General features: G+C 36.9%; 14 protein-coding genes. All 14 read left to right on the forward strand.

What is annotated here, in order from left to right; translation table 11 throughout:
• The first annotated feature begins 72 nt into the window (after positions 1 to 72).
• The gene (locus R7Q39_RS10990; RefSeq protein WP_318076172.1) at positions 73 to 798 is read left to right on the forward strand and encodes a hypothetical protein; all 726 of its coding nucleotides are present in this window, start codon (positions 73 to 75) and stop codon (positions 796 to 798) included.
• 122 nt (positions 799 to 920) lie between these two features.
• Positions 921 to 2954 carry a GspE/PulE family protein gene (locus R7Q39_RS10995; protein WP_318076174.1) on the forward strand — a complete coding sequence of 678 codons (2034 nt, stop codon included), beginning with the start codon at positions 921 to 923 and terminating at the stop codon, positions 2952 to 2954.
• 11 nt (positions 2955 to 2965) lie between these two features.
• The gene (locus tag R7Q39_RS11000) at positions 2966 to 4039 is read left to right on the forward strand and encodes a type II secretion system F family protein (protein WP_045592569.1); all 1074 of its coding nucleotides are present in this window, start codon (positions 2966 to 2968) and stop codon (positions 4037 to 4039) included.
• A gap of 181 nt (positions 4040 to 4220) precedes the next feature.
• Complete coding sequence (locus tag R7Q39_RS11005; RefSeq protein ID WP_318076177.1) at positions 4221 to 4769, forward strand: type 4 pilus major pilin; 549 nt, start codon at positions 4221 to 4223, stop codon at positions 4767 to 4769.
• 143 nt (positions 4770 to 4912) lie between these two features.
• A complete protein-coding gene (locus tag R7Q39_RS11010) occupies positions 4913 to 5938 on the forward strand; it encodes an ATPase, T2SS/T4P/T4SS family (RefSeq protein WP_318076178.1) in 1026 nt (341 codons plus the stop codon).
• Between the two features lie 69 nt (positions 5939 to 6007).
• Entirely contained in the window at positions 6008 to 7696 is a 1689-nt protein-coding gene (locus tag R7Q39_RS11015; RefSeq protein WP_318076180.1) for a type IV pilin protein, read from the forward strand.
• Positions 7697 to 7807: 111 nt separating this feature from the next.
• Positions 7808 to 9010, forward strand: coding sequence for a radical SAM protein (locus tag R7Q39_RS11020; protein ID WP_318076182.1), 1203 nt, complete (start codon positions 7808 to 7810; stop codon positions 9008 to 9010).
• Positions 9010 to 10107, forward strand: a complete 1098-nt coding sequence (locus tag R7Q39_RS11025) for a radical SAM/SPASM domain-containing protein (RefSeq protein WP_318076184.1) — start codon at positions 9010 to 9012, stop codon at positions 10105 to 10107. The genes R7Q39_RS11020 and R7Q39_RS11025 overlap by 1 nt, the downstream gene beginning before the upstream one ends.
• Before the next feature lie 5 nt (positions 10108 to 10112).
• Entirely contained in the window at positions 10113 to 11204 is a 1092-nt protein-coding gene (locus R7Q39_RS11030) for a radical SAM protein (protein ID WP_273981042.1), read from the forward strand.
• 58 nt (positions 11205 to 11262) lie between these two features.
• Positions 11263 to 12021: a hypothetical protein gene (locus tag R7Q39_RS11035; protein ID WP_318076186.1), complete on the forward strand. Its 759-nt coding sequence runs from the start codon at positions 11263 to 11265 to the stop codon at positions 12019 to 12021.
• Between the two features lie 87 nt (positions 12022 to 12108).
• Complete coding sequence (locus R7Q39_RS11040; protein ID WP_118895386.1) at positions 12109 to 13230, forward strand: radical SAM protein; 1122 nt, start codon at positions 12109 to 12111, stop codon at positions 13228 to 13230.
• Positions 13220 to 14077: a hypothetical protein gene (locus R7Q39_RS11045; protein WP_116921117.1), complete on the forward strand. Its 858-nt coding sequence runs from the start codon at positions 13220 to 13222 to the stop codon at positions 14075 to 14077. Before R7Q39_RS11040 ends, R7Q39_RS11045 begins: the two co-directional genes overlap by 11 nt.
• 112 nt (positions 14078 to 14189) lie before the next feature.
• Positions 14190 to 15191: an SPASM domain-containing protein gene (locus R7Q39_RS11050; protein ID WP_407005574.1), complete on the forward strand. Its 1002-nt coding sequence runs from the start codon at positions 14190 to 14192 to the stop codon at positions 15189 to 15191.
• A complete protein-coding gene (locus R7Q39_RS11055; protein WP_038129322.1) occupies positions 15169 to 15423 on the forward strand; it encodes a hypothetical protein in 255 nt (84 codons plus the stop codon). Before R7Q39_RS11050 ends, R7Q39_RS11055 begins: the two co-directional genes overlap by 23 nt.
• Positions 15424 to 15473: the final 50 nt, after the last annotated feature.

Consider the following 15473-nt stretch of genomic DNA (forward strand, 5'->3'; position numbering starts at 1 on the left):
TTTAACTAAATAAATTCCAAAACGTGTGGCTCTCTGATATATTCAAGAATAAAAAAATAACAGGTTAATAAAATGAAAAATACACAATTTAAAAAAGTCTTTTTAAGCTTGGCAATAGCAGGGCTTGTTTCAGCAAGTGGTGCTGCATATGCAAATTCTGTTGAAGTAAAAGGTGCAGAATCAAATGATGTTGTAAACAAGCTTCTAAACGTTGAAAACATTCAAGAAATTGAACAAAATGTTGATAAAGAAGCTAAGAACAGAAGCTCTGAGCTAATTTACGACTCTAAGAAAAGTATCGATAACTCAAACAAACTGTCAAGTTTGCAAGAGGAAGCTGAACTTCTTGAAGCTCAAATAAAAGTTACTGAAAAACAAAATATTTTGAATGAGAAGAAAGAAGCGTCTAAATTGAAAGCTGAAATTGAGAAAAACAAAAAGCTTACAGAAGAAATTTCGCAACTTAACGCATTAATTTCTGAGCTTGAAGACCAAAATGACAGTTTGAAATCTTCACTTTCAGCTTCTGAGCAAAGGGTTTATGCTCTTGAGCAGGCAGCTAAGAAAAAAGAGGCAGGAGAAGACTTCTTTGCTAAGGTATCAGTAAACCGACTTTACGGAATCAATAACAATCTAAAAGCTGATCTTGTATACGATAATCACATTATCACGAGAAAAGAAGGGCAGGAGATTGCTAATGGTCTAATACTGACAAAAATCAATGAGGATAATATCGTTGTTAAAAAAGGAACAATAAGCAAAACAATCTTCATCTCAGTTTACGACAAAGACAATTAATAAAGTCAAAAGTAAAAATAACAAGAGTTGAGCTTGCAAGAGCGAAGCTCTTGTTGTTTTTTTGTCTACTATGATATACCATTATCGTCAATGAATAATAAAAAAAAATTGAGAAATAATAAATGAGCTTAGTTAATAAGATTCAGAGCTTATTGAATTCTGAGATAAGTTTTAAGGGTAATTCTAAAAAGCAACCTGTAAAACAATCGAGTTCTAAAAGTAATGAAAAAATAAAGAAAAAAAGAGAAGTTAAGACTATTCGTACACTAGAGAATGTTCCTTCCTTTAGAAGAATTATTTCTCTTGGCGATGATAATGTCATTCCTGAAGATCAAAAAGAATCTATCATTCAGTTTACTCAAAAACTGAAGCAGGACTATATTGTATTAGATATTAGTAAACTAGGGGCTGGTGAAAAGAGAGCGGCTATCTTATCTTCAATTGAGATCTCAAACTCAATTGGTGTAGATAACAACTATCTTGGCATAAGAAAAAAATGTCTTGATAAAGGATACAGAAGTGTTGCAAAAGAATATGCTTCTCGTGAAATTATCCAGCTTCTTTATACAAAGAACACTAAAAAGAAAAGTGATGACAGCGTAAGTGATGATGATGGTGCTTTGGTTAAGAAGTTCGATGATATGCTTATCGAAGCTGTTGAAAATGAAGTATCAGATTTACACATTGAAGTTGAAGGTGACGATTCACTAGTAAGACACCGTATAAATGGTCAGCTTAAAAATGTAGATACTTGGGATTCAGTTCATGCTTTAAAGATGGCTCAGGTTATATACACCGTAGTAGCGGAAGAGAAAGATGTAACATTTAACCCTTCCGAACAGCAGGCTGCAATCATTAACAGAGAGCTTTTAGTTCCTGGCGAAGGTAATATCCGAGTTCGTGTTCGCCTAAATACAATCCCAGCATATCCAAGCGGGTTTAACGTAGTGATGCGTATTCTTAAGATGGGTAAAGCGGGAACGAAGCTTACTTTTGACATGCTCGGATACTCATTCGATCAGATCGAAGGTATTAAAGAGTCAATCGCTAAGCCTGTTGGTTGCACAATTATCAGTGGAACAACAGGTTCAGGTAAATCGACCTCGCTTTCAGTGATGTTGACTAGGCTCGTCAATGAGAACTTGGATGTTGCGAGAACATCATGTTCCATCAAAATAATTACCGTTGAAGACCCTCCAGAATATGAGGTTCCGCATGTTACACAGTCTCCTGTGGTTCGCTCAAAATCGAAAGATGAGAACCCATTCAGTGCAGCAATCAAGGCGGCAATGCGTTGCGACCCAGACGTGCTCATGGTTGGGGAAGTGAGGGATGAACACTCAGCAGAGCTACTTGTACACGCTGTGCAATCAGGACACCAAGCATTTACAACAGTTCACGCTCCAAGTGCTCTAGGAATCGTACCAAGACTTAGAAGTTTGGGTGTATCCAATGATGTTCTTGGTAATGATGAGTTTATCGCTGGATTAGTATACCAGGCGCTACTCCCTGTTCTTTGTAATGAATGTAAGGTTTCAATGGAAACATACGTGAACAAAGTAAAAGGTGGTGAGTATTTTGTTGAAGACAAATTCGGCTTTGAACAGCTAATTGAGCGTTTAGACAAAATCACAATGCCTGAAGAGAAAAAGAATATTTTCTTTAAAAATCCATGTGGATGTTCTGAATGTGATAAAACGGGCATTTCTGGTCGTACCGTAGCTGCCGAAGTTATCGTGCCTGATCTGTTCATGATTGATTGTTTCTTTGAAGGAAATGATACAAAGGCAAAAGAACACTATAAGAAAAAAGGTGGAGAGTTTGCACTTGATCATGGAATCACTAAGATGCTCGATGGAAAAGCGGATCCTAGAGATATTGAGAAGAAACTTGGTCGTGTAACAGGTGCTGTTCGTTTATCTAAGATTGAAAGCTTAAAAAATGGCTCGGCTGAACTCGAAAATCCAGTATTAAATACAGAATCTGATCTGTTTAACATTGAAGATTCAAGTTCTGCTGAAAATGTCAGTAAAGGAACTACAGTTATTTCATTAACAAATAAAAAAGACTGCTTAAGCAGTAAGCTTAAAAATCCTAAATTAAATCAAAATAATGAAGTAGACGAAAGCGTACAAAATAATAATGAAAGTGAATAAAGGCATTAAAAATGGCAGATAATAAATTAAACTCTTTTGAGAGAAAGTTTGCAAAAATGCAATTCGGACTGAAAGTCCGAATTGACCTCTATAAAAAAATATCATCATTCATAAAAAATGGTGTTCCAGTGAATGACATTGTTCAAGAGCTGGAAACTCAGTACCTTAGATATAATAAGAGCGATATCAGAGCTACAATTCTAGGTGATATACGCGCTAACATGTCTAAAGGTGAATCGTTTGGTGAGGCATTAGCTCACTGGGTTCCACCTAGTGAAGCAATGATCATTCAGGGTGGTGAAAAGTCAGGTAATATTAGTCAGTCTTTTCATAATGCAATTAAAATTACCGAATCAGCATCTCGCATGAAATCTACAATCATTGGTGAGATTTCATACCCTGCGGTTCTATTGATGATGCTTAGTGGTTTGATCTACATGTTCTCTACCCAAGCCATACCAGAACTAACATCAGTATTGCCTCCAGAAAACTGGCCTCCAGTCTCCCAGAAGCTATATCACATGTCTAAGTTTGTGGAAGAAAAGTGGTGGTTAGTAGTAGCTGTATTCTTTACGTTTGTAATCGTATCTTTTAAATCTTTAGATTCAATGACGGGAACGTTGAGAAACATACTAAACAAAGTACCACCTTGGTCAATATACAAGACATTCCAAAGTTCTGTTTTCCTTATTTCCACATCAGCGATGATGAGTACAGGTACGCCGATATTTGAGGCGATGAGCAGATTAAGAAAGATGTCACCCAAATATGTTGCAAATGAAATTGATAAAATTCTAAAAGAAGTCGATAGCGGTACGCAAATTGGTGATGCAATGAATAGTGGGTTCTTAGATCGTGATACGGGTATCGATGTATCTATCTATGGTAAAGTCGCGAACTTGCAAGAAGCACTTGATAGCATTGGTAGTGACGCTATTGAAAACGGCATTGAAAAAATTAAAGGTGTCGCTGGATTACTTAAGAACCTTGTCCTATTTGGTGTTGCTTCTTACATCGGTTGGGTATATTACGCTTTCTATACACTAACTCAAGCAATCGGTGATAGCGTTTCAGCCGCAATGTAAAAAGTGTAGAAATGAATTAGTTTAACGAATAAAAAATGGTTGTATTTTGAATTTTGTGTGGTAATCTTTCACTAAATAAAAATAATAAATAGCTTACTTCGAAACAAATTAAATAATAATAAGGTAAGCTAAACCATTAACTCATAAAAAATAATCAAAAAAATAAACAAGGAATAATAATATGAAGATACGTTCTTTGAGCAAAAATCGTCAGATTAAGTCTAGACGAGGCGCTACGCTCCTCGAACTGACAATGGTGGTTGGTATCATCGCTATCATCTCTATCGCGGCTATTGCTTACTACAACAGCGTAAACAACGGTAACAAGATCAAAGATGAAATTAACAACCTAAACAGTTTGTCTGCTGCGATTCGCAACATGTTCAATACTCAAGGTAGTTACGAAGGCTTAAGCAACGCAGTAGTACTGAAAAGCTCAACCTTCCCTGATCGTATGCGTGTTCCAAATAACAAGACTCAGATCAAGCATAGCTGGCTATCAAACGGTGTAACTGTTGCATCTGCTACAGTATCAGGCACTGCTCACGATGGTTTCACTATCACTTACAAAGATGTACCTAATGATGCATGTACCGACATCGTATCTAACACTTACCGTCACTTTGTGAAGGTAGAAGCTGGTAACGGTGCTATCTCAAACCTTGGTGATGTGGCTGGTTCTTGTAACTCTGGTAGCGACAAAAACGCAATCATCTTCACAACTCGTTAATTCGAAATTGTGTTTAAAAAAGAGAGGCTTGCCCTCTCTTTTTTTTATTTCCAATATTAATTTACGAATCAAAGAAAACTTTACTGTTTTAATTTTAAATGTTATAAAGCGGTAAGAAAATAATAATATCAAAGGTAAATAAAGTGGATAATGATTATTACGGAGTTGGTGAGGATTACTCGAACTTCAAGGATATGATTGTTATTGTTGATAATTTGGAATTGAGTCACTTTTCACCATCAACAAGAATAGCATATAACTCCTGTGACAAGGTAAACAGCTTAATTTCTCACACCATTGAAAAATATAAGATAAACAAAGAAATAAACAGAAAAGACTTTCGAGTTGAATTTGATAATTATGTTTATCGTGGAACCATCATGTCTTCTATTCGTGGAGATCACGTTCTTCTTAGGAGAATGCCAAAAGAGGTTTGGCCTCTGAAACAGTGCTTCTCTTCTCTAAGTACAAACATGTCCAAGGCGTTATATAAACATCTAACAGAAGCTCGTCTTAATATGGGTGGTATTATCATTGTTTGTGGTAATCCTGGTAATGGTAAGTCAACAACTTCCGCCTCCATTGTTAAAGAGCGCTTGGAAATACATGGTGGTCACTGTAATACCATTGAAGATCCATGTGAAATGCCGCTTCATGGTAAAATTGGCGAGTCTGGTTATTGCATCCAGAGAGAAGTTAGTGGAAGTGAATCCTTCGAAGATGCTCTCCGCGACACTTTAAGGGGATATCCTACAGCGAGTAACAACATTCTTCTTTTGGGTGAGGTGAGAGATCCAACAGTAGCGGAACTAGCGGTAAGATCTGCAATTGATGGTCGTTTAGTAATAACAACATTCCACTCGGCGGGAATCATTGAGGCTATAAAGCGTTTGCTTAATCTATCAGCAGATAAGTTAGGAATGTCAGAAGCATCAGACTTGCTAGCTTCTAGTTTGAGAGTTGCTATTCACCAGAAAGTGATTGGTAACACGATAAAGGTTACATCTCTATTTGATACTGATGCTGTTGTTGGCGCTATTCGTGATCAAACATCGAATGTGTCGTTAGAACACTTACAAACTGAAATCCATAACCAAGCTAAAAAAATTAACGATGGCATACCAATTCTTACAAGAAGTAAGAATGGAAAATCTAAATTAGGCAGATAGTAAACTCAAATGGTGCTTCTTGTCGGGGCATCATTTATAATTAAATAAAAAAATAAGTGATGAATACCCATGAAAATTAAGAAATTAAAGAATCAGCGAGGGTATACACTGATGGAGTTGATGCTAGTGATAGCAATCATGACGCTTATATCCATTGGTGTGATGCAAGACAGAATGGCAGAAGCTTCTCAGCTAAGAGCAAAAACTCTTGGTAAAGAAATTGCTACTGTTGCAACAGCCCTACAATCATACACTGGCTACTACTCTGGTTCAGATGGCGCTCCAGGCGCTCCTGTGACAGGTACAGTTCGTACTGGTATAAACTTCTTGAAGTCAAACACCTGTTCCTCAGCAGAGACAACGAGCAAGGGTGCTATACCTGTTGGATTCCTTGGTGACTGCGGATACCTTTCGCATACTACGACCCCAACAAGAGACCAAAGAACAACTTTTGGAAACTTGACGTTTAAAACAACTTTTAAACGCACTGCGGCAGGCGCTGGCAACCCAGGAACAGTTTTAGAGGCTATAACGGTTCTTGACCCTCTAAAAGGTCATAATGGCGTAATGATGTCTGAATCTGGTTTGGCTGCTTTAGTTGCTGGTGGTATGTCTTCTACTTCTGTTGGCGCTGGTGGTGAAGCTGGCTATCGCGTAGTCTACTGTGTACCTGGTGGTAGAGGCGATGCTTCATACAACAGAATGTGTACTGGTAATGCTGATAAGATCGTGATTATGACCACTACTGATGCAACAGCTAACATTTGGTTGAGAACTGATGGTCGAAATACTATGAATAACTTAATCACTTTCGGTGAGACAGTTAACTCTGCACTGCGCGGCTTAGTAAACATCAACAAGTTAGTTCTTCCAAGAGGCGGTCAGAAATTAACTATCGAACAAGATAGCAAAGTATTTGTTGATATCGATAAGAGTAAGTTTGACGTTATTGATGCAAACCTTACTGTAAAAGGTACTGGTTACATCAAATCAGAAACTTCAGTGGTTGCTAAAAACTCTGTTCAGTCAAAAGTGTACTTACCATTCCTTGGTGATGGCAACGAAAAATCCACAACAAGTAACTACCGTGTTCAAATTGATGGCAAGTCAGAAATGAAGAGCGTAGGTTTGAATGGTATTTATCTTGGTAAAACCGCAGGATCTAGAGCAGAAAATAATGGTATTACTTCTATTACTGCTGAAAATAACACATCTATGAAGATACGATCTAACTCTGTTGGATTTGAGCAAATCTCTGGCGCTGATGTTGCTCTAAAGGGAATGGTGAACGTTTCTCAATTGGGTGTGGAGCTTGATAACGGTACGCATAAGTCCTTATCTCAATTACTTCCACGATACACATTACTGGGTGTGCAAAAAATCGTTGGTAACGGTTCGGACTATGTAAGTAAATCAACATATGAACTGCTTGGGTGTCGTAGACAAGACATGAAGCCAATCCTTGTCGTGAGTGGTATGAACGTTCAGGGATTCCTGGCAACAGACTCAATATGGAAAGGTTTTGATGCACCTCATTACGGTGGTAGTGAAAGGGCGTATGCGATCAAGGATCCTACACGCTTCATTACATACGGTGAAAACATCGCATATGTAAGAGACCACGGCTCTTCATGGACAGCAATCATCGATGGTTATTCTCGCGGTGCTAATCACAGTAGAAAAGGTTGGGGGCAAAGACGTTACGGTGCTGGCTTGTTACATGTTTACTGTTTAAATAACATCAAGAAAACCCTTTAATAAATAAGGTAATAAAGAATCAAGTTACTGAGAAGTAACTTGATTTTTTTTGTCTTATTGGGTACTGTTATAAATAATTAAGAAAATAAAAAAGTAATTAGGAAGCAATAAATGATTAACACGATAATCGCAAAGCCTACAAAAGACTGTAATGCTGATTGCGCTTACTGCTCAAGTCCTCCTGATATGGATGGACATTGGACGTTTGAAAGATTTAAGACAATTTTCGATCTAATCTCGCCAAAGCTTGCAGAATCTGCCGTATGGATTTGGCATGGTGGAGAACCGATGCTTTTAGGCGACAAGTTTTACATTCAGTGCTGGGATTACGTAAAAGAATATAATGCTAAGGAAAACAAAAACATTAAGTTTTCTATGCAGTCGAACATCCTACTTTATTCAAAAAAATGGAAGCCTGTATTCAGGGATGTTATGAAAGGTTCTGTTTCAACTTCGTTTGATCCTGACATGACGTACAGAACACTAAAAGGCTCAACAGAAAAGTACGCTGAACAATTTTATAAAAAGCTTGATGCCGTATTAAATGATGGTTTCAACCCGATGGTAGTATCTACCTATAGTGAAGAATCAGCTCACTTAGGCATGGAGCTGTATGAGAAAAGTTTAAATAGCGAAAATCAATTTCACTTACGTTTTAACTATCGTTACCCAGCAGGTCGTGCTGACAATGATGGTAACGGATTAATCCATCCACAAACTTACGGTAAGATGCTAATTGAGCTTTATGACCGTTGGTTAAAAGATACTCCTTCATTCTCAATTACACCATTAGATCAAATGTTGGATTTAACTGTTGGTGGAGACAATCAGCGTTGTCCTTGGATTCGCGGGTGTAACGGAAAGTTTTTAGGTATTGAGCCAAATGGCGATCTTTACAACTGCGCTGACTTTGCAGATTTGAAAGACGAGAAATTTAAATTTGGTAACGTATTTTCAACAACAGTCAAAAACAATGTAAATTTTGACATTAAAGTTAGAAAATCAGATTTTGCAGACAAAATATTTAGATCACCTGCGTCACGTTCTCATGCAAGAAGAGTAAGCAAGCTACCTATGGACTGTAAAACCTGTCGTCACTTCCATGAATGCCAGGGTGGTTGTATGAGAGATGCTGAATTGTATAACAGAGGATTGGGCGGAAAGTTCTTCTACTGTGAATCTTGGATGATGGTTTTTGACCGAATTAAAGAATCTGTGCTTAGCGGGGAAGCTGATGGAATCCTAGTTCGATTAGGCTATGACCCAGAGCACTCTAAAAATGTTGTGTCTAACAAAGTAGGGCAGATTTTATAATGAAAGTTCTTTCTGTTTATGTAAAGCCAACAAACTTCTGTAACATAGATTGTGATCATTGCTACTTGCCCGAAGAAGTTCGGGCTAATAAGAAAACAATTTCTTTTGATGAGCTTCGTAAGGCATACGGCTTTGTGAAAGACGTTGCTATACGTGAAAACTTTGATGATGTTCACTTCATCTGGCATGGTGGTGAACCAATGATGCTTGAACCAGAATGGTACGAAGAAGCACATAAAATTGCAGATGAGGTTTTTGGTGAAAGGCAATACGGTACAAGCATTCAAACATCACTGATCAGATATTCAAGCAAGTGGAATAATTTGATTAATGATAGATGGGATTCGTTTGTTGGATCTTCAATCGATTTTTCTTCAAGAACCATTCGCAGCTCAACAGATTCTTACATCGACTTATGGATGAAGCGAGTAAGTAAGGCAAGAGAGGCTGGCATTACAGTTATTCCAGGCTTTGTTCCATCAAAAAACGAAATTGGTAAAGAGAAAGAAATTGTATCTTGGTTTATAGAAAATGGATTTGAAGCATTTAACTTTGAGCGATATACAAATTTCTTGAATAAGCCTGATTTCAACTACCCATCAAATAAAGAACACTCATTGTTTATGATTAGTTTGTTTGATGAGCTAATGCGAATGATGGAAGAGGACGGATCTGCTCCTGACGTGAAGCCGATATATGCCGCAATCCGAGGCGTGAAAGATAAGGTATCTGGAGATAGATGGGGAACTAACTGTCAAAGTAGCTTTATTATAATTGAGCCAAATGGTGATATTAACACCTGTCCAGACAGATCAAGTGTAGAAAAGCCATTTTCAAATTTCAAAGATGGCGCTGATGCCTTTTTAAACTCTAAAAGCAGAAGAAAATGGATTAGAATGTCCGTAGTAAAGCACAAAGGTGAACATTGCTTAAATTGCGAGTACAATAATTGGTGTAAATCAGGATGTCCTATTAATCCGAATAAACCATTTGACCCTAAAGTTGCGGACTGTTCTGGGCATAAATTATTTTTGAATCACGTAAAGCAATTTTTAAATTCTGAAAAGGGTGAAATTGCTGTCAAATACATAAGTTAAAATCAATGAGCAATCAAACTAATAAAGATAATAAAGATTACTTCGACCACCTCATATACATGCGTGTATATGAGGGGTGCAATCTTCATTGTAAGCACTGTTTTATCCCTGCAAATCCCAAAAAAATGTCTATAGACAAAGTGAAAGAGGTTAGAGATTCACTTAAAGGGTTTGCGAAACCTGGCGATGTTTTACTATTTCAATGGCACGGTGGTGAGCCTACTGCCAGAGGTGTGAGATTTTTTAAAGAAGCTTTAGAGCTTATTAATGAACTAAGTGATACATACGTTATAAAGCACGGGATTCAAACTAACTTAATCAATTACAATGAAAAGTGGAGAGATATCTATCTCGAATACTTTGGTGGAAGGATCGGAGTAAGTTGGGATGCGAAAATACGATTAATGAAGAAAGAAGATCCTGACTCGAATGCTGAGTATGAAAGAATTTTCTTCCAAAATCTGGAACAGTTAATTTCAGATGGTGTAGAGCCATGCATTGTAGTAACTGGCACTAAGACGCTTTTTGAAACATTGAGTAAGCCAAAGGATTTTTTCCAATTCTTCATAGAGAAAGGTGTGAAAGAAATACACATCGAAAAGCTAACCAAGACTGGCAATGCAATTGATAACTGGAATGAGTTAGGGCTTACCCACTTAGAATATGCGCAATACATGAGCAAGCTCTTGAAATATTATGTAAGAATTAAAAATTCAGATCTTGATTTTTACGCCTCACCATTTGACGGATATATTGATTCTGTTGCCAGTATGGATACTCCTAAACCTAAAGGTTATGGCTGCAACTCAGGGAAATGTGATACTGCATTTCATACTGTTGATTCAAATGGTTATACAGCGGGATGTACGGCTCTTACAACAAATGAGCAATCTTCAAGTTCTAATAATGTTTCTTTCAATAAAAAAATTATAGTTAGAAGAAAAGAAAAGACTCTAAATTGTTTTGATTGTGAATTTAAGTCGATCTGCAATAGTGGTTGTGCGACTGAAAAAACCTTCGATGGTTCTGGAGGATGCTCGGGTGGATATTTAATTTATAAAGCAGCCAAAGATGTTATTGCAAAAGGATTGGTTTGACTTTTTAGTTAGATAACGATTTAATAGAAAAAAAGTTGTAAATTAAAGGCTAATAAAAATGAAATTATCAGAATTGCATGAATATATTGCAGAACAAAAAGAAGAAGGGAACCCAGTTACCCATATCTACGGCATAGAAGTAGATGATTATGTTCATGAAATCCCAGAAGGTGTTGTTGAAATCGGCTTGCTAGCTAAAATGAATGAAGATGGCGACGATTTAGATGATGACCTTGCTGACGTTATCACCAGATATTACAAAGACGCAAAATTAAAAGTAATTCTTGAAGTGCCATTTGGCTTAGAGCATGATGTGAATGAGTTGGTAACAAACATGCAGCTTCTAAACTACGACATTTCAATCTTGCTTCCAGATTCAGACAAAATGAATGATCCAGAAGCTTGGGATGAGTTTTATGAGCTGAATAAAGAATATCTTGAGTGCTTATTCCTTAACCCAAAAGTAAAAAATCAGATCTATCCAGTAAGCAGCTACTTCCAATACCTACTTATGGAATGCAATAACCATATCCCAGAAACAATGGCTACAGATGATTACATCAATGCTCGATTCGTTGAGGGTGTAAATATCGAATTAATGGATAAGATGAAAGATAAGCTTCGTGAAGATATCAACGAACAATTTGAGCCTTTTGGTGGTCTTGAAACATACGCAAGAACTCTAAACGTAGCACTAGCCAAATTGATTGCTAATAAAGCTGAAGAGCATATGCAGCTTCAGAATGAATCGGTGGCTTGTGAAAGCTCAGATAATGAAGACAATATCGAATCTGAGTCTGAATCTAAATCTGATTGATGCAATTGATAAAAATGAGAAAAAATCATTTAATATCACGAATAAAAAGTAATAAAAGGCAGCTTACGAGCTGCCTTTGGAGTTTATATGAATAACCAGTCATTTGTTTTGCATTTTCGAATCACAAAGAATTGCAATGCTAATTGCTCATATTGCTCGTCTGCAATGCAAACAAAGCTTAATAGCATGACACCTAATGAGGCTAAGATCTCTGCTGAAAACACACTGAAATATTGGGACGATCTAGGGATAAAACCTAAATACTTGACCATTGAATATGTTGGTGGCGAAGTAACAATGCTACCAATTGAAGATTTAAAAGCCCTTGTGTTGAATGTGAGGGAGGTATTTGTAAGCAAAGGAATAAATGTAACTGATGGTGTTCAGAGTAATCTTCTAGCATCTAAGAGAAAACTTGATGAAGTTTACAAGCTATTTGATGGAAGAATTGGCACATCAATAGATAACTTTACAAAGCAGCGAAAACTAGGAACTTCATCCACTAGATACAGAAAAATGTTAACGTCTAGTCTACAACATGTAAAATCGTTTGATAATAAAACACTCCCAGCCGTTCTAACAATCGACGGTGTAAATAAAGGATTCATTCTAGATGAGTATCATTTAGCTGAAAAAGAATCCAGAAACATTGTTGTAAGACCTGTTTTTCAGGGTGGTTCTGACATTGTGTTGGTTTCCGAATCTGAGCTAGAAAAGATTTACTTAGACTTGTTTGAGGCATGGTTTATGAAAGGCAATATCTTATTAGAGCCTTTCAATACTCTGTTAAAAAAACGCCTAGAGCATTTTGGTCTTAAAGGAACGGTTGGAAATTTTTGCTCCTGGCAATCTGATTGTGTAGATAACAGTCTGAGCATAGAACCTAATGGTGATATCTATGTATGCCAAGAGCTTGCGGATCATGATTTTGGTAAGCTAGGTAACATCATAGATTATTCTATTGACAGACAAGAGCAGAGAAAGCTTTTAAGACGTAAACTAAAAATAGCAAAAGAATGCGGTGGCTGTCCTTACTTTAAAGAATGTCAGGGGGGCTGTATGATGCACGCTATAGAGAAAAGATTAAGCGTGTATGATAAGACTCCATACTGCACCACTTGGAAGTCTTTGTTTGCACTTATGGATAAATTAATAAGTCAGTACAAACTGCAAGAAATTGAAAGCTGGATTTTAAACAATGAACAATAAAGTATTCTTCCCAAACTATGAGATAGCTAATATTTATGCTGGAATAAAAATTTGCGACTTTAATCTATCCAGAAACAATAATAGGAAAAGGGGTACTACAGGATTAAGTGGACTGTACTCGAAAATCTCCTTATACGCTGACGTTTATTCTGCGTTGTTGTTTGATAGATACGCCACTATAGATTTCGATTACATTATTGTGGGGCAAGACCACCTAGTTAACGCTATAGTCGCTTCAGAACTCGCCTCTAAAGGTATGCGAGTTATGATTCACGCAACACCTGAGGAAAACCTACCAAAAGAAATTAGAAAAATTGACAGATATAGATTCCAGATCGATAACGAAAAGTTTAGTAGAGTCTTATCCAAAAAGATTTTTGATGAACAACTAACTTCAATTGATAAAATAATTGAACGATGCTTTTCGATTAAGTCATTTTCACATGGCGCTCAGGATAACTTACCTGTGATAAACACCAACTATGACCAATACTTCACATTCTGTGAAGAGGAAAACAAGTTTCACCTCTTTACTAGTGGGAACAGGCCAGATAAGGAGAATGACAAGAACCTTTGGGCTTTGAAAAAGAATCTTCCGTCACTTAAATTATTAAAAGGCAGGGAGAAAAAGGGGTTTTTAGCTAGAAAGCTATATTTTGATTCTATCATTCGCTGTGATAAGATTATCGAAACATCAAGATCACAAGCTAAGTTGACTTACGTTGATGGAAATCAAAATATTGTAAAAGTGGCATCTTCAAAAAAGAAAACTGACGAATATAAAAGATACACTATTGCAGACCGTATGCTTGAGATTTTGGATACATTGGAAATAATAAATAAATAGGATAGTTATGTTTAACTCAACCTTCTTATGTCAGATAAATGTAACTAGGGACTGCAACCTAAGGTGTGAGCACTGTTACATAAGTACAGACAAAAAAGTTTCGTCAAAATACATGACGAAAGATCAGTTTTACCAAGTAATAGACCAGCTTTGCGATTTTCTTGTTTCAAACCCAAGCTACCTAAATGCTGAAGTGCATGTAATTGGGGGCGAACCAAGTATGCTTGGTGAAAAGTTTTTCAAAGAAGTATTGCCATACGCCAACGAAAAGTTTTCTCAAATACCAACCAACGTTAAGCTTTCTATTGTAACAAATCTGCTTACATCAAGAGCTGTAAAAGTAGCTAAGCTTTTTGATCATATATCTACTTCGTATGAAGTAAATACACGCTTCATAAAGGTGAATCATGAACACGCTCCTGAACTTGAAAATCAGTGGATTGATAACTGCAAGAAAATGATCGCTGATGGTCATAAGTTGAATGTTACAATGGCTATCACAAAACAAGCTGTAGATCTTGGTGCTAAAAATGTGCTTGAGTATCTTTACCAAATCGGATTTAGAGGAATCCACACAGGTTTCTTTATCCCATCTGGTGACGGAATGAAGCATATTACAAGTGTGTTTCCTGCATTTGAGGAAACAAGCCAGTTTTTGATTGATGCTACAGAGTGGTATCTCGAAAAACGTAAGGTTTGTGACGAAATTGCAGTCAATCCTGTTGAGTCCCTAATTAACTCAATTAAATTCAATCGCGCAAATGACGACATAATATGCCCAATCATACCTGGAAGTATCGATATTGACTGGAATGGTGAAACAGTAACATGCATTGAAGCTGGTGGTGAGTTAGGTTTCGATTCTATGGGTAATATATTCGATTCAAACATTTCAACAATCATGAAGTCTAAGAAATATCGTCAAGAGAGACGTAAGGCTATGAAGGTTAAAACATCATGCGTGGGCTGTGATGAGATGGAGCAGTGTCAGATGGCTTGCGGTATTTTACATGACTTTTGGAATGGTGAGGGGGAATGCCCTGGATTTAAACGTTTTATTAAAAACACCAGAAGATTAGTAGAAGTAGAAAATGTCCAACCAAGATACGAGTAAGATCAAGAGGCGGTCTCAAGAAGAGATAGACCAAGCTCTGAAGAAAACTATGGGTGGCTCATCATTTTTTTCGATATTTAGAATTCTATACAAAATGTTAGCCCCATCAATTGCAAGATTGTTAAACCCAAAGGTCATTCTTTCTGGAGTCAACCAAGCTCAAAACAACACGGTTAAAGAAAAAACCGAAACGGCGATCTCTAGACCATACGACTATGATGGACAAAAGTAAGTCAATTGGATTTTGCGGCATATTAATGTAATATGCCGCTTAATAATTAA

This window comes from Vibrio sp. 947, from assembly GCF_033339115.1.
Classification (GTDB): Bacteria; Pseudomonadota; Gammaproteobacteria; order Enterobacterales; family Vibrionaceae; genus Vibrio; species Vibrio alginolyticus.